Annotated in this window: 14 protein-coding genes and 1 pseudogene; 6 read left to right on the top strand and 9 right to left on the bottom strand. The window is 48.1% G+C overall.

Annotated elements, in window-relative coordinates; all coding sequences use genetic code 11:
- Positions 1–28: 28 nt before the first annotated feature.
- Positions 29–1,375, bottom strand: coding sequence for a PTS sugar transporter subunit IIC (locus tag RHD99_RS02945; RefSeq protein ID WP_309877387.1), 1,347 nt, complete (start codon positions 1,373–1,375; stop codon positions 29–31).
- 498 nt (positions 1,376–1,873) lie between these two features.
- On the opposite strand from RHD99_RS02945, the gene RHD99_RS02940 reads away from it, so the two are divergent.
- Positions 1,874–2,332 (top strand): YbaK/EbsC family protein, encoded by a 459-nt coding sequence (locus RHD99_RS02940; protein WP_309877386.1) that lies wholly within the window; start codon positions 1,874–1,876, stop codon positions 2,330–2,332.
- A 69-nt stretch (positions 2,333–2,401) separates the two neighbouring features.
- Here RHD99_RS02940 and RHD99_RS02935 read toward each other — a convergent pair whose 3' ends face one another.
- The 4 genes from RHD99_RS02935 to pobA form a co-directional block, all read right to left on the bottom strand.
- Positions 2,402–3,088: a helix-turn-helix transcriptional regulator gene (locus RHD99_RS02935; protein WP_309877385.1), complete on the bottom strand. Its 687-nt coding sequence runs from the start codon at positions 3,086–3,088 to the stop codon at positions 2,402–2,404.
- Between the two features lie 21 nt (positions 3,089–3,109).
- Positions 3,110–3,760: a LuxR C-terminal-related transcriptional regulator gene (locus tag RHD99_RS02930; RefSeq protein ID WP_309877384.1), complete on the bottom strand. Its 651-nt coding sequence runs from the start codon at positions 3,758–3,760 to the stop codon at positions 3,110–3,112.
- Between the two features lie 251 nt (positions 3,761–4,011).
- Positions 4,012–4,899, bottom strand: a complete 888-nt coding sequence (locus RHD99_RS02925) for a helix-turn-helix domain-containing protein (RefSeq protein ID WP_309877383.1) — start codon at positions 4,897–4,899, stop codon at positions 4,012–4,014.
- Positions 4,900–4,952: 53 nt separating this feature from the next.
- Positions 4,953–6,137, bottom strand: a complete 1,185-nt coding sequence (gene pobA / locus RHD99_RS02920) for a 4-hydroxybenzoate 3-monooxygenase (RefSeq protein ID WP_309877382.1) — start codon at positions 6,135–6,137, stop codon at positions 4,953–4,955.
- Positions 6,138–6,440: 303 nt separating this feature from the next.
- Here pobA and RHD99_RS02915 point away from each other — a divergent pair, with 303 nt between their 5' ends.
- From RHD99_RS02915 to RHD99_RS02900, 4 genes are all read left to right on the top strand, one after another.
- Positions 6,441–7,217, top strand: a complete 777-nt coding sequence (locus tag RHD99_RS02915) for a threonine/serine exporter family protein (RefSeq protein WP_309877381.1) — start codon at positions 6,441–6,443, stop codon at positions 7,215–7,217.
- On the top strand, positions 7,208–7,681 hold the full coding sequence (locus RHD99_RS02910) for a threonine/serine exporter (RefSeq protein WP_183270713.1): 474 nt from the start codon (positions 7,208–7,210) through the stop codon (positions 7,679–7,681). Before RHD99_RS02915 ends, RHD99_RS02910 begins: the two co-directional genes overlap by 10 nt.
- 108 nt (positions 7,682–7,789) lie before the next feature.
- The gene (locus tag RHD99_RS02905; RefSeq protein WP_183270714.1) at positions 7,790–8,431 is read left to right on the top strand and encodes a TetR/AcrR family transcriptional regulator; all 642 of its coding nucleotides are present in this window, start codon (positions 7,790–7,792) and stop codon (positions 8,429–8,431) included.
- A 240-nt stretch (positions 8,432–8,671) separates the two neighbouring features.
- Complete coding sequence (locus tag RHD99_RS02900) at positions 8,672–9,169, top strand: YjjA family protein (RefSeq protein WP_309877380.1); 498 nt, start codon at positions 8,672–8,674, stop codon at positions 9,167–9,169.
- 45 nt (positions 9,170–9,214) lie between these two features.
- Here the strand turns inward: RHD99_RS02900 and RHD99_RS02895 are convergent, their stop codons facing one another.
- The 4 genes and pseudogenes from RHD99_RS02895 to ascF form a co-directional block, all read right to left on the bottom strand.
- Positions 9,215–10,231, bottom strand: coding sequence for a class I SAM-dependent methyltransferase (locus RHD99_RS02895; RefSeq protein ID WP_309877379.1), 1,017 nt, complete (start codon positions 10,229–10,231; stop codon positions 9,215–9,217).
- A gap of 265 nt (positions 10,232–10,496) precedes the next feature.
- The gene (rfbC, locus tag RHD99_RS02890; protein WP_309877378.1) at positions 10,497–11,045 is read right to left on the bottom strand and encodes a dTDP-4-dehydrorhamnose 3,5-epimerase; all 549 of its coding nucleotides are present in this window, start codon (positions 11,043–11,045) and stop codon (positions 10,497–10,499) included.
- 111 nt (positions 11,046–11,156) lie between these two features.
- Positions 11,157–12,586 (bottom strand): annotated as a pseudogene (locus RHD99_RS02885) (6-phospho-beta-glucosidase).
- A 17-nt stretch (positions 12,587–12,603) separates the two neighbouring features.
- Positions 12,604–14,064: a PTS cellobiose/arbutin/salicin transporter subunit IIBC gene (gene ascF, locus RHD99_RS02880; protein WP_309877377.1), complete on the bottom strand. Its 1,461-nt coding sequence runs from the start codon at positions 14,062–14,064 to the stop codon at positions 12,604–12,606.
- Between the two features lie 293 nt (positions 14,065–14,357).
- On the opposite strand from ascF, the gene RHD99_RS02875 reads away from it, so the two are divergent.
- Complete coding sequence (locus RHD99_RS02875; RefSeq protein WP_309877376.1) at positions 14,358–15,374, top strand: LacI family DNA-binding transcriptional regulator; 1,017 nt, start codon at positions 14,358–14,360, stop codon at positions 15,372–15,374.

Below are 15,374 nucleotides of genomic sequence, written 5' to 3'. Positions count from 1 at the left end.
CCGTTTCATCTCACTCTTTCATCCATTCTCAGGCAGGCTGTTGGCTCTCTTCGCCAGAGGCTTTCTGAGCTTCTTCAGCTTCCTGTTCCAGCAACTGCTTCTCGTACACTTTGAAGAACGGGAAGTAGATAATGGCGGAAACCGCTGCCAGCAGAATAACCAGAATTGCCGCTCGGAAATCCCAGCCCAGCGCCCATGCCGCACCAATAGGCGCTGGCGCAGTCCACGGTACCACTGAAATCACACGACCGATCAAGTCCATCTTCATCGCGCCCCATGCCAACACGGCGTTAACCATTGGTGCCAACAAGAAAGGAATGAAGAACACTGGGTTCATAACGATTGGTGTACCGAAAATCACTGGTTCGTTAATGTTAAAACAAGTTGGAACGATACTTAGACGACCAATAGAACGCAGGTGGGCCGATTTACTGCGCAGATAACAAATCACCAGACCCATGGTTGCCCCCGAACCACCGACAACGATGAAGAAGGTCCAGAACGCTTCCATAAAGATGTGTGGCAGGGGCGCACCTTGTGCCAATGCGCTTTGGTTCATCCCCAGATTGGTCAGCCAGAACATTTGCAGCATGCCGGAAACGATCGCCGCCCCGTGGATCCCTGCAAACCACAGCAAGTGGCCAATCAGCACTGCCAGCAGAATTGCAGGCAATGAGTCAGCAGCTGATACCAGAGGTTTAAACACTGACATAATCGCTTGCGGGATCAGCATGTCAAACTGCGACTGAATCAGCAGGCTGAGTGGGTAAAGTGTCAGTACTACGACCAGCACCGGAATCAGAAGATCAAAGGAGTTTTTGATCATCGGTGGAACCTGGTCTGGCAGTTTGATCCCGATATTGTGCGCTTTCAGGAACCGCATCATTTCTACGCAGTAAACCGCCACCAGGATCGCAGTAAAGATCCCCGTACCGCCAAGGCTATCAACCGGCAAAGTCCCTTTCGTTTTAGGCGCAGCTACCAGCAAGAAAGCCATCAGTGAAAGCATCGCACACATGAACGGATCCAAGCCGTGTGACTTCACATAATGTTTACCGAGGTTATAAGCAATAGCCGCACAAATGTAGATAGACATAATGCCCATCGTCATATCAAACGGCGTCAGAATTTGCCCTTCAAACTGTTTTGCCATGTCCAGCCACGCACGAGCAAACCCCCAGGTGGTGGTTGGCGAGAAAGGCGGATAAGCGAAGACTAACAGGAACGAACCGACAATCATGAATGGCATCGCAGAAATAAATCCATCACGTATCGCCATGACGTGGCGTTGTGAAGAAATTCTCCCAGCGACGGGACTCACGTAGTTTTCTACAAAGCGGAAAATCAAATTAAAGGCTGCATGATTCGATGACATAGCGGTGCTCCTGTCAGGCTTTCAATGCGAATGTTGCGGCGGGGAGTTTATTGCCGCGCAACAGTCCGTAATGCATAGAATTGATCCCCGTAGCCGGGACCTTATTAGATATAGCTTTAATGTCTAAAACACTGGCAGGGGCATCAGTGGCACAGCATAAAAAAATATGTTTCATAGGCTGCTCTTATTATTGGGTACAGGTGTGTGACCGTTTCAGTATTCATCGCCTTTTCTTACTCTGCAACCGGTTACTGAAACCGGTTGCAGCGATTGTGAAGAAGATCCAGAAATCACTGAAACTTTGAGTTGTTTAGGTATTTCACATCACAGCATTGTTACTGGCTCAACGACTTCAGGGCACATATCTACCCAAAATAATTCGAGTTGCTTAAAGGCGGCAAAGCAGCATGAAGTATGACGGGTATAAATCAATGTTCACTGGTTTACATATAGCACAGCCTTATGCCAAATTATTGCGGCCAAGAATGGGAGAAAAGCATGAGCCTGCAGTCAGTCCGGCAATTCTTTGCCGAAAACGCCCCGGATATCGACATCATCGAATTAAATCAAAGCACCGCTACCGTTGCTCTGGCAGCCGTAGCCCATAACGTTGAACCGGGTCAAATTGCTAAGACATTGTCGTTAAAAGTTAAAGATCAAGTCGTGCTGGTTGTCGCGAAAGGTGATGCTCGTCTGGATAATAAAAAACTCAAAGCCACTTTGGGGGCAAAAGCCCGCATGCTAAGCAGCGATGAAGTGGTTATCTGGACGGGTCATCCGGTCGGGGGTGTTTGTCCGTTTGGCCTGGAAAATCCGTTAACGGTTTACTGTGATATTTCGCTTAAACAGTACGAAGAAGTGTTGCCCGCAGCGGGAGCCATTCATAGTGCAGTGCGTATTTCCCCTGATCGTCTGGCTGAACTGACCGCCGCACAGTGGGTTGATGTTTGCCAATAATCAGATGACTGAGGGCGAACGCATGGTCCTCAGTCATACCTTATTTTTTCTTCGTTTCCCCTGATGTTACTACGGTAAATTCAGCTCCTGCATTCCATGTTCACTGAGCATCCACGCATACATTTCGGCATCCGTTTTCAGCTCCAGTCGATGCAGAGCACTGCTTTTTTGCGCACTGATTGTTTTGTAACTTTTCTCGAGCAGCGTCGCAATTTGGGTCAGTTGCCACCCTTTGCTGAGGAGCCTTAAAACACGGCGTTCTGAAAAAGTTAAGCGAGTATTGGCCACCCTGGTACTGGACGCGTTAACCGTTTTTTCCTGCAAAAGATGCCTGCTGATTCTTTCGATTTGACCACCGCAGTTAAAGACATGTTCGATAATACTGTCCACTGGTTCATGTAAAGAGAGCAATGCGGTGTTAGATGTCAGCAATCGTTCAATGGCAATATTTACCAAATTCACAGGGAGGATGAAAACCCACTCCACTTGTCGATACTGATTTTGCAATTGATTGAAAAAATCGCAGGCCCCGAAGATTTCCTGCAAAGTGCTATCCAGCTCAATGACCGCCACGTCGACATGCAGCAAAATTTCTGGCCTGAGATCTAAATAGTTATCCAAAAGAATGAGTGACGATTTCTCGGCTCGTTCCTTCATCAGAAACTGAAGGCCTTCTCTCATCAGTGGCCGTTTACTAATGACTAGCGCACGGCAAAATGGGTTGCGCAAAAAAATCTTGGCTTTGCTTTCCTGCATATACCTATCCCTTTAAAACGATTACTTACCTAACAACGTACAACCCAGTACGTGGAGATCTTTTTCGCACTGAAGTCCGAGCTTTTCCATCGCATGTCTTTTATGCGCACTCACGGTTCTGATATTACGTCCTAATTTCTGCGCCACCTGGCTGACGTTGTAGCCCTGAAATAATTCCCCAATGACCTGAGCTTCGCATACTGTCAGTTCACATGAGATTCTCGCATCCAGAATGTTCTTGATCATCGGGCTGGAAAGCATCGACTTAGTGGAGAATGACTTTATTACTAAGTCAGTGAATGTTTCAGATGGCTCATATTGAGAAATAATCGCCCGCACACCCAAAGCAGAAATATAATTCAGTACGCTCAGTTTGTGGTTGCGCGTGTAAGCGACAATTGTCGTGCCCGGTTGTACCATCAGGCACCAGTTGATAAATTTTATCTCTTCAGCGAGTAGAGTTGAGGATTCGCTGATATTCAATATGACAAACGAGCCTGGCACCTTTAACACCTCACCATAGGCTTCATCAATCATTTTGATATTACTGACTAATTTGTTAATTTTAGGCATGGATTTTAATCGATGGACTACCCCTGCCGCCGTTAGCACGCAGGGTACAACGACCATTATCTTGCCTGGTAAATTGCTGGCAGTGATTATATTTTCCATATCATTCCTTTGATTAAAATAACCTATTATTGAAAATGTAACTGCGCGTTCATTTATTCATTAATTATATAAATGGCGCAATACTAAAATAATAGTTAAGTCAGATGAAAACTTAAATTACAAGGAGGGATTAATGATGCGCGAGTATTTCAAATAATGATGGCTATTACAAGACACCCAAAAGTCAGGAAATAATAATTACCATTGATAAATAATATTTTAAATAGAATTAAACAATTACTCGCCTTCGATTAAGGCACTTTCAATTCACGCATCGGATGAAGACGAAAATCCTTCGGCGTCGTCCCCGTATAACGGCGGAAAAAGCGTGAAAAATAGGTTGCGTCACTAAAGCCAAGAAAATCCGAGATCTGACTAATTGTCATGCTGGTATACAGCAAACTTCTTTTAGCTTCGAGCAACACGCGTTGATGCAGCACATTCAGGGCGCTACAGCCATAGAACTCATGGCATAGAGCGTTCAGATACACCGTTGATAACCCCACTTCGCTGGCATAATACGTGACAAGCAGTTGCTGACGATAATGGCTTTCAACTAATTGATTGAATTGATGAATTACCGCACGTTTACGCTCAACACGTGAACTACTGCCTGGAGTGGGAGTACATTGACGATTGAGCCAGACTAACAATGCGCTAATCAAAGAATGCAGCATCATATCGCGCGCCTCTCCTGCCCCTTCGTACTCACTCTGCAAGGTGCTGAACAATGTATTGATTTGCCTGTTCGAGCCTTTTACCGGTACGCATGCCGCTTGTGTGAGCACCTGCAATGGTCGGCCAAACTGCTGTTCAAACTGGGCGATAAGCGGCGCAGAAAACGACAGAGAATACCCCTGAGCTCCCGGGGAGAATTTAAAGCCGTGCACGCACAATGCAGGCACCACCTGAATACAGGCATGTCCCACATGGTGCTTAACGCCTTCAATATCGATCTCCACCTGGCCTTTATGCAAATAGAGCAATTGCACCAAATCCGCATGCTGATGAACTCGAATATGCCATTCATAAAGGCTGCTGCGGCTGTGAATCGATTCACAATGCAGCAAATCTGCCGCAGGCCAATTCCGGTTTTCACCATATAGCTTAAATACCGGAATACTGGGGTTCAGATTCATCACATCCTCTTTCAGAGTACGAAAGCCACAGGCTATTGCCGAATAAGTGTAGTTTATTCAACGGACTCGAACGGCAAGCCGACATAGTTTTCAGCAATAGTCGTTAATCCTGCGCGCGAAGTCAGATAGTACTCACGATCCGCTTGCTGCATTTTGCGGTCAAACGCATTCATGCCTGCAAAATCATGCAGAAGATTGGTCATAAACCAGCTAAAACGCTCGCCTTTCCACACCCGACGCAATGCCATTGGCGAATAGGTTTCCAGCAAATCGATTCGCCCTTCCTGGTACACCTTACATAAAATCCGATACAGATAATTCACATCAGAGGCGGCCAGATTTAACCCCTTTGCACCCGTCGGTGGCACGATGTGCGCAGCATCGCCTACCAGGAAAAGGTTGCCGTACTGCATCGGTTCAACCACAAAACTGCGTAACGGTGCGATACTTTTCTCAAGTGAGTGACCAGTCACTAACTTATCGGCTAACTCTTTTGGTAGCCGCTGTTTAAGCTCGTCCCAGAATCGTTCATCCGACCAGGCTTCAACGCTGTCGCTCAGTGGAACCTGTAAGTAGTAGCGACTTCTGGTTAGTGAGCGCTGACTACACAAAACGAATCCGCGTGAGTGATGGGCATAGATCAATTCATGATTTACCGGTGGTGTGTCGGATAACAAGCCCAGCCAGCCAAACGGATAAACCCGTTCATACTCGCGTGTCATTTCCGACGGAATCGCCTTGCGTGAAACACCATGGAAACCATCACATCCCGCAATATAGTCACAATCGATGCGGTAAGTTTCGCCCTGTTTTTCAAAGGTGACATACGGTGAATCACTCTTCACATCAAACAATTGCACATTGCTGACCCCGTACATCGTCTGCGCAGAGCTTTTACTGCGCGCTTCCATCAGATCACGCGTCACTTCAGTCTGGCCGTACACCATCACCGTTTTGCCCCCCGTTAACTCTTTGAGCGGAACGGGAATACGAATTCCGTCGACCAAAAACTCGACGCCTTCATGGACTAGCCCTTCGGCATCCATTCTTTCACTTACCCCTGCTTCGCGCAGTAAATCTACCGTGCCATTTTCCAGGATCCCCGCACGAATCCGCCCCTGTACGTGCTCGGGCGTTTGTCTTTCTAGCACCACATTGCTAATACCCGCATTGTGCAGTAATTGCCCCAACAACAAACCCGATGGGCCGGCCCCAATTATCACGACTTGAGTTTTCATAAGGTACGCTCTCTGATAAGACGTTATATAAATGTTATTTTTATGTTTATTAAATGCTCGACAATGCATTTTTATCGTCTGCACAGAGGAAAAGAAGGCCAATATCCGTCTAAAACGTGCACTTTTCGAAAGTCTCACCCAAAGTGTGGACGAGCTCATAATTCACTGAAAAAGTGTGCGAAATGAGTTATTACGCTAAATGTTGATCTGGCGCGCCTGAATACAGGGGGCGGCATATGTTAAAAATGGAGGATGTTAAAATTTGAGCGACAGACGTCGCTTTTCATCTTTCATAGGCCAGGCATGTCGACAGAGGTAAACCCGCAACGCGAAGTCACCCGCCTTTGCATTCAGTGTGGGCTTTTTTTGCTGCAGCACGGTGCAGAAAGCGCCCTGGTAGAAGAGCTTTCCAGCCGTTTGGGAGTGGCATTAGGGATGGATAGCGTTGAAAGTTCAATTTCAGCGAATGCTATCGTACTGAGCACCATTAAAGATAATCAGTGCCTCACCACAACTCGCAAGAACACCGACCGGGGCATCAATATGCACGTCGTGACGGAGGTGCAACATATCGTGATCCTGGCAGAGCATAAGCTACTGGATCATAAGGGCGTTTTTAAACGCTTTGCGCATATCACTCCCCTGCGCTATCCCCGTTGGTTAGTGGTGCTGATGGTGGGTCTTTCCTGCGGCTGTTTCTGTAAGCTCAACCATGGCGGCTGGGATGGCGCAATCGTCGCATTCCTTGCCAGTTCCGTTGCAATGTATGTGCGGCTGCTGCTCACGTCACGCCATTTACATCCACAAATTAACTTCTGCATTGCGGCATTTGTCGCGACCACAATTTCGGGTCTGCTCATTGCCAAAGGCCCGTTCGCTTCGACTTCCAACATTGCAATGGCGGCAAGCGTTCTGCTGCTGGTTCCTGGTTTTCCGCTGATAAACGCCGTCGCCGATATGTTTAAAGGACACGTCAACACGGGCCTTGCCAGATGGGCAATGGCGAGTCTGCTGACGCTTGCCACCTGCATTGGCGTAGTGATGGCGATGTCATTGTGGGGATTAACAGGATGGGAATAATCAACTTTTTACTGGCGCTACTACAAGACATGGCGCTGGCAGCGATTCCCGCCGCAGGTTTTGCCATGGTGTTTAATGTCCCGCAGCGTGCGTTGCCGTATTGCGCGCTGCTGGGTGCGATTGGCCACGGCTCCAGAATGGCGATGATGACTGCGGGTTTAAACATTGAATGGAGCACGTTTATCGCTTCACTCCTGGTGGGCAGCATCGGTATCCAGTGGTCACGCTGGTATCTTGCGCATCCGAAAGTCTTTACCGTGGCCGCCGTGATTCCGATGTTCCCAGGGATATCTGCCTATACCGCAATGATTTCAGCCGTGAAACTGAGCCACTTTGGTTACACCGAAGATCTTATGATTCAGCTCCTCACCAACTTCCTGAAGGCGTCGTTTATCGTCGGGGCGCTGTCGATTGGCTTATCCATTCCCGGCCTGTGGCTGTACCGTAAACGCCCACGAGTGTGATGTGTTTCAGGGCTTCTGTAACTCGGCAGTGCTTTGCCTGCGCAAACTTGTTTTAATGTCATCAGGCCTGGGCGGTACCAGCGGCCTGATGACTTTAAGGAGCCTTGCGTGGAAACCCACGAAATTTATCTTCCTGAGCGTTTTGATGACGCCAGTTTGAAAGAAAAGATTTTCTTCAGTGCCATTAGTTTGTTCGCTGAATTTGGCCTTAATGGCGCACGCATGGAGCAAATTGCAGAGAAGGCCAACACCACCAAACGCATGGTGGTTTATCACTTTAAAAGCAAAGAGCTGCTTTACGTTCAGGTGCTGGAATATGTCTACACCCAAATTCGCAGCTGTGAGCGCCAACTTAATCTCTCTGATCAGCCGCCAGTCGAAGCGATGGTGGAATTGGTAGAATGGACATTTGATTTCCACGCCACGCATCCAGATTTCATTCGTATTATCTGCATGGAAAACATGCAGCGCGGGCGTTTTGTCAAAGAGTCCACTTACCTGCGCGAGATAAACCGCAGCGCGCTAGAATTACTGGAAGATGTACTGACCCGCGGGCAGGAAAAACAGCTGTTCAACAAACTCGTCACGGCCAAAGATGTACACCGCCTGATCAGTAGCTTCAGCTTCTACCATGTGGCGAACAGCTACACCTTCTCAAACCTCTTTGAAGAGGGAACAGAGCCGGTTGATAGCACCTCCCATTACCGTGAAATGGCAGTAAAAGTGGTGCTGCGCTACATCGGCCCCTGATAAATCCTCTTTTCTGGATGTTTTAAGAAATCTCCAGGCTCCGATGAACCCAGAGAAGGCGGTATACTCGACGAAATTCTCCTGCGATGCAGGTTATGTTTACCCAAAATAATTCGAGTTGCTTAAAGGCGGCAAAGCCGTAAATCCCCAGGAGCTTACTTGAGTAAGTGACTGCGGTAAGCGGGTGCAGCCAACGCATAAGCAGCTTGAAGTATGACGGGTATAAAAGAGTATAAACAGATGAAAGCAAACAATAAGATTACGTGTGCTCTGGCACTGGCAGCATCCGTTTTTGCCGCTCAGGCGATGGCGGCAAGCTGGCAGGATCAGCTCACCAGTGCAGCGAATGAACTGAGCAAAACCACCACCAGCACCTCTGGAACCACAGGTAACTCCGCGGCATCACTAACCAGCCTGCTCGCCAGTGGGACTAGCGCACTGAGTGCCAACACCATGACCAACGCCGCGGGCATTTTGCAGTACTGCATGAAGAACAAATTGGTATCAGCCACCAATCCAGAAAACGTCAAAAATCAGCTTCTGGATAAACTGGGACTGGGAAGTGAGACGAAAGAAACTCAGCCACAAGATTACACTCAGGGTTTGATGGGTCTGCTGAATACCGGTAAAGGCCAGCAATTGAATCTGGAAACCATCGGCAACTCGCCGCTGGCAGAAAAAGTGAAAACTCAGGCGTGTGATTTTGTCCTGAAACAGGGCATGAATTACCTGGCTTAATAAATTCTCCTGCTCCTGGTTTCAGGAGCAGGATTATAAAACGGGTTATTCGCTCACATTAATTTCCATCACCGCATAAACGCCATCACTGGGAAGTGTCACGGTAACATTCTGCAGATTAATCCCCGCCGCCAAAATAATTTCTCTTAACTCGAAAAGCGTTCGCGGGTAAATCGTCGTCCAGCCAACACAACGCAATGCGAATTCAATTTGTGGGCTGCTTTTCAACATATTCGAAATAATCAACACGCCACCAGGTTTTACCAAACGTAACGCGTGGCGAATAAAATGTACCGCCTCAGACTCTGAGAAGTATTCGAAAATCCCTAATCCATCGACTAATTCAGCGGACTGTTCACCCAGTTCCTGAACGAGTTTGTCACTGACAATCATCCGGTCGAATAAATTCCGCATAAGCAGCTGAAAATGCTGCCCTTCAACCAGCCCGTATTGCGTCGCCAGCCCACGAGCAAACATCAGCGATTGCCGATCATGATCAATCAGCAATAAGGTAAATTTCTGAGACTTCAATTTTGCACTGTGCAACGTATTGAGTACCGGCACGGCCGCACCGCAAGCGAGGCTGATCCAGTTTACAGAAACGCGATCGTTGAGATGAAAATCAGCTATGGCGGCCATCACCTTTGCGCGGGATCGAATGCCCCGTGCATCATTGGCGTGAATGAACCACGATCGACTATTGATATCCATTTCACCGCCGCTTATCAACCTCACCGCCAGTGGATGCTGCACAGCCCACAGTGCAAGCGCGGTGGGAACGAGCTGGCTTCGCCATTCTTCCAGTGCGGGCCGGGAACGAAAAGCTTGTTCGGAGAGCCTGTTACGACACCGGATCCGCCGCTTCCCTTGATTATCTAAAAATATTTCCGGGGCTTCTAAAGAGAGATCATTAGCAAGCTGTTGGTTGATGTCATCGATCTGTTCTACTACCTCGTCCTTCAGCGGCCAGTGATCACTTATATCACTGCAAGTGATGTGTTTAATGGCAAGATCCGCAGGCACTGATCCCGGGATCACTGAGAGAAAAGGTTGCCAGGGCATGTAGAACCTCAACAGACATTTTCTTTCAGTGTAGAAAATCCACTGAAATTGACCGTCAGAAGAAAGTTGTAATTTGTCGGCTGAACTACCGCTTGAGAAGCGCCCGCACCGCCTTTGCGCAGATAACGCAAACCCGTTTAAGGCTGGATATTATGATGTTGGAAAGGGGTTGCGTGAATTGAGTCCTGCGGAAAACAAAGAGGTTGCCGACGCAACCTCTGAAGAAAACAGACAACTTGATGCGAGTTAGGTGCGCACAACTCGATTAAAAATAATCGGCATCTTTGAAGCTTTTAGCCTGATGATCTTTATCGGACAACAGGCGTGGCGCATCAATTTCTGGCCATGCGATGCCAATATCCTTGTCTTCCCAAAGAATGCTGCGATCGCTCTGTGGCGCGTAGAAGTTTGTCGTTTTATACAAAAACTCAGCTTCATCGCTGACAGTCATAAACCCGTGGGCAAAACCTTCTGGGATCCATAACTGGCGTTTGTTCTCAGCACTTAATAGCACGCCCACCCACTGGCCAAACGTTGCAGAATGCTGGCGGATGTCCACGGCAACATCAAATACTTCTCCAACTGCACAGCGAACCAGTTTTGCCTGGGCATTCGGTGCCAATTGATAGTGCAAACCGCGAAGCACGCCCTTGCAAGATTTTGAATGATTATCCTGAACAAAATTAACCGAACGTCCTACGGCTTCTTCAAAAACTTTCTGATTAAAGCTTTCAAAGAAAAACCCGCGGTCATCACCGAAAACTTTTGGTTCAAAAATAAGCACTTCCGGAATTTTAGTTTGAATAATATTCATGACGATCTTTTTGTGAAAGGAGATTGGACACTCATATTAACGCATCTGAGCCAGGCAATCAGCCCCCAGAACGGTGACCCGGCGAGTAAACCGAGCCACCACGCAGACAAACTAGTCTAAATCAGCACCATTACTGGCGATCACTTTCTTATACCAGTAGAACGATTTTTTACGCGTACGTGTCAGCGTGCCGTTGCCCTGGTCGTCGCGATCAACGTAGATGAAACCGTAGCGCTTACTCATTTCGCCTGTTGATGCGGAAACCAAATCAATACAGCCCCATGAGGTGTAGCCGATTACCGGAATACCATCTTCGATGGCGTCAGCCATGGCTTTGATGTGCTCACGCAGATAGCTGATGCGATAGTCATCGTTGATTTCACCCTGCGCGTTAACTTCATCCTTCGCACCAAGGCCGTTTTCTACCAGGAAAAGTGGCTTCTGGTAACGGTCGTACATCATGTTCATGGTAATGCGCAGGCCGAGTGGGTCAATGCCCCATCCCCATTCACTCGCTTGAATATAGGGGTTTTTCAGCGATTTAACGATGTTTGCCGCATTGCTGTTGAGCTCGTTCATATCCCCTGATGCACAGCGTGAGGCGTAATAGCTAAACGAGACAAAATCGACCGTGTTCTTGAGGATTTCTTCATCGCCTGGCAGCACTTCAAGCTCAAATCCCTTCTCGCGGAACAGACGTTTCGCGTACGACGGGTACGCACCACGCGCCTGCACATCAATAAAGAACAGGTTCTCACGATCTTTTTCAAGCGCAGCCCAGACATCTTCAGGTTTGCAGGAGTACGGATAGAAATTCCCTCCCGCCAGCATGCATCCGACCTGATTGTTTGGGTTAACTTCGTGAGCAATTTTGGTCACTAAAGCACTGGCGATCAGCTCATGGTGTGCCGCCTGGTATTTCACTTGTTCTTTGTTATCGCCCTCTTCGAATACCAGACCTGCACCAGAGAAGGGTGCGTGGAGCAAGATATTGATTTCGTTGAAGGTGAGCCAGTATTTCACCAGTCCATCAAAAGCTTCAAAACAGGTACGGGCATAGTGGGTGAAAAACTCCACCATTTTGCGGCTGCGCCACGAACCATATTCCTGCACCAAATGCATCGGGACATCAAAGTGGCACAGCGTCACCAGCGGTTCGATATTATGCTTTTTGCACTCGGCAAAGAGGTCACGGTAAAAAGCGATACCCGCCGCGTTTGGCTCTTTCTCATCCCCTTTAGGGAAAATGCGACTCCAGGCAATTGAAGTACGGAAAACGGTAAAACCCATCTCTGCCATCAGGGCAATATCATCTTTATAGCGATGGTAAAAATCGATGGCCTCGTGGCTTGGGTAAAATTCATCATCACGTAATGAAAAACGTTTTTCTAAACCTAATTTCACGGCGAGGCGATGCTCGCCGTGCGGGATGGTATCTACCGTTGAGAGCCCTTTCCCCCCTCGAGGTATGCGCCTTCAGCCTGGTTTGCAGCGATTGCACCGCCCCATAAAAAGTCATCAGGAAAAATTGATGCTGACATAAAGTCCCTCTTCTTAGTTAGTTAGCGTTTACAGCATGTTGCGGTGCAACAACGGCGTTTGGTTGAATTTGCTCTTTCTCGTCACTCTGCTCAACGGGAATGTCTTCAAAGCCCAGGATTAACGTCAGGAAGAAAGAGAGCACCACGGCCAGAATCATCACACCAAACACCCATGCGATGCTCATTGGATTAGCTGGATCAAAGAATTGCACACTGGTGAACAGGCCCGGAGATGCCATGGAATGGCTCGCCAACCCACCAATTCCTGCGACAGCGCCGCAGACAAAACCACTGATTAATGCCGCAATCAGTGGGCGTTTGAGACGCACAGCGACACCGTAAAGTGCAGGTTCGGAAATGCCCGCCACAATCGCAGATGCCGCTGCAGCGAGTGCCGTCTGGCGCAGTTCAGGATTTTTGGTTTTCCACGCCACGGCTAATGATGAACCACCCAAAGAGAGGTTGGCACCAATTTCAGATGGCATAACCATGCCTTCTTTGCCCGTTTCGGCAATGGTCTGAATAATAGACGGTGTAAATACGCGGTGCATACCGGTCATGACCAGCAGCGGCCACAGAGCGCCCATAATCGCTACTGACAACCAACCCAGATAGCTGTGAATGGTGTAAACCAGTGAAGAAATACCGCTACCAATCCAGATCCCCAGTGGGCCAATCAGCATGATGGCGATAGGGGCAGAGATAAGCACGATAAGCATCGGCTTCAGGAAGTTTTTTGTCACCGCAGGCGTGATGCGGTCAACCCATTTTTCGATGTAAGAGAGCAGCCAGGTCATGCACAACGCCGGTATCACGGTATAGGTGTATTTCACCGCCGTGACCGATAACCCCATAAATTCAACCGGTTGGCCCTGTGCCGCTTTTGCCATCAGGTCAACAAAGTTTGGATGCACCAACACACCGGCGATAGCTATCGCCAGCGACATATTGGTTTTGAATTTTACCGCCGCCGACGCGGCAACCATTATCGGCAGGAAGAAGAATGCGCCATCACCAATCACATTAAGAATGATGAGCGTGGATGAGCCTTTTCCAAACACGCCGGTCATATCAAGGATCATGGCCAGCAATTTCACCATTGAACCGCCGATAATCGCGGGAATCAGCGGCGACATGGTGCCAATCAGCGCATCCAAAATCCCTGCCCCGATTCGTTTCAAAGTGATTTTATTTTTGCCGTTGGCAGGCGCCGCGGGTTGCATGCCTTCAGGCAGTCGTTTCAGCACTTCAGCATACGCCTGGGAAACCGTGTTACCGATGATCACCTGGCACTGATTTTCGCTACGAACTACGCCCATTACGCCGTTGATAGCTTTGAGCTTCGCGGCATCCACGCGGCTACCGTCATTTAACACAAACCGCAAACGCGTCATGCAATGTGTCACCGCACCCACGTTATCCGCGCCACCAATTGCATCGACTATCGACTGAGATACTGCCGCGTAATTCTTAGCCATGAGTTACCACTCTTCCGTACGTCACTCTAATTTTATGTTTAAATTCATTTAGTTATGAATATTCTTTCCGGTTTCACCGCAACGACGAGTAGGGTCATGAGAAGTAGGTAACCGGTTCCACATTAGATTGACTACGACAAACAAACAGATCAAATACTAATTCCGCATATTGTTTGTTTTGTGATGAGGATCGACATAAATGGCTATTACAGACCCCGGCAATCCCTTTAAGGCAGTATTTTGTCGTCCGGGAATGTGTAAAATAGGACCTTCAAAAAAGCCAGGAAGCTCCCATGTCGACAATGCTAGAAGTGGCACAGAAAGCCGGCGTCTCAAAAGCGACCGTTTCACGCGTTTTATCCGGCAAGGGATACGTCAGCGAAGCCACAAAAGACCAGGTCTATAAAGCGATTGAAGAGGCCGGATATCGGCCAAATTTGCTGGCGCGAAATCTGGCGACGAATAAGTCAGAATGCATTGGTTTAGTCGTAACCAACACCCTTTATAACGGCAGTTATTTCAGTGAAATACTTTCGCAGGCCGCGAAGAAATTAGAAGATAATGGCCGTCAGCTCATTCTGGTGGATGGTAAACACAGCGCACAAGAAGAACGCGAAGCTATTCAATTCTTGCTCGATTTGCGCTGCGATGCGGTGATTATTTACCCGCGTTTTTTGACCATTGATGAAATGGACGAAATTATTGACCAGCATAAACAGCCGATTATGGTGGTGAACCGAAAATTAAGAAAACACCAAAGCCATTGTATCTGTTGTGACCATAAAGGCTCCAGTTTCCTCGCGACGAAATATCTCATTGAGCGTGGGCATAATGATATTGCATTTATTACCGGCGCACTGGATTCGCCTACGGCTATCGAGCGCCTGGCGGGTTATAAAGATGCTTTAAATCAATATCATATCGGCGTAAACGAAGCATTGATTGTGCAGGGTAAATGGACGCCAGACAGCGGCGTGTCGGCCGTAGAAGCGTTGCTTGCTCGTCAACAGAAGGTCAGCGCGATTCTTGCCAGTAATGATGAAATGGCCGTGGGTGCGATGAAAAAATTGAGTGATATGGGGATTTCAGTTCCACATGAAATATCCCTGCTCGGCTTTGATAATATTCCGACAGCACCTTATTTAACCCCCGCGCTATCGAGCATCAAAGATCCGGTCAGCGATATGATTAGCGAAGTGATCAGCCGTTTAATATCCATGTTAGATGGCGGGTATTTATCGCGGGATAATATTTTCACATCACAATTACTGGAGCGAAATTCAGTAAGCGATGGGCCTTTTAAAAGCTAA

Origin of the sequence: Buttiauxella selenatireducens, assembly GCF_031432975.1 — a bacterium.
GTDB lineage: Bacteria > Pseudomonadota > Gammaproteobacteria > Enterobacterales > Enterobacteriaceae > Buttiauxella > Buttiauxella selenatireducens.
This window is presented reverse-complemented; position numbering and strand designations above follow the sequence as displayed.

Coding starts and splice junctions, on each gene's coding strand:
- RHD99_RS02935 (WP_309877385.1), bottom strand. CDS start 3,088: ATGCAGGAAAGCAAAGCCAAGATTTTTTTGCGCAACCCATTTTGCCGT.
- RHD99_RS02900 (WP_309877380.1), top strand. CDS start 8,672: ATGAAAGCAAACAATAAGATTACGTGTGCTCTGGCACTGGCAGCATCC.
- RHD99_RS02940 (WP_309877386.1), top strand. CDS start 1,874: ATGAGCCTGCAGTCAGTCCGGCAATTCTTTGCCGAAAACGCCCCGGAT.
- pobA (WP_309877382.1), bottom strand. CDS start 6,137: ATGAAAACTCAAGTCGTGATAATTGGGGCCGGCCCATCGGGTTTGTTG.
- RHD99_RS02930 (WP_309877384.1), bottom strand. CDS start 3,760: ATGGAAAATATAATCACTGCCAGCAATTTACCAGGCAAGATAATGGTC.
- RHD99_RS02945 (WP_309877387.1), bottom strand. CDS start 1,375: ATGTCATCGAATCATGCAGCCTTTAATTTGATTTTCCGCTTTGTAGAA.
- RHD99_RS02910 (WP_183270713.1), top strand. CDS start 7,208: ATGGGAATAATCAACTTTTTACTGGCGCTACTACAAGACATGGCGCTG.
- RHD99_RS02925 (WP_309877383.1), bottom strand. CDS start 4,899: ATGAATCTGAACCCCAGTATTCCGGTATTTAAGCTATATGGTGAAAAC.
- RHD99_RS02915 (WP_309877381.1), top strand. CDS start 6,441: ATGTCGACAGAGGTAAACCCGCAACGCGAAGTCACCCGCCTTTGCATT.
- RHD99_RS02895 (WP_309877379.1), bottom strand. CDS start 10,231: ATGCCCTGGCAACCTTTTCTCTCAGTGATCCCGGGATCAGTGCCTGCG.
- ascF (WP_309877377.1), bottom strand. CDS start 14,064: ATGGCTAAGAATTACGCGGCAGTATCTCAGTCGATAGTCGATGCAATT.
- RHD99_RS02875 (WP_309877376.1), top strand. CDS start 14,358: ATGTCGACAATGCTAGAAGTGGCACAGAAAGCCGGCGTCTCAAAAGCG.
- rfbC (WP_309877378.1), bottom strand. CDS start 11,045: ATGAATATTATTCAAACTAAAATTCCGGAAGTGCTTATTTTTGAACCA.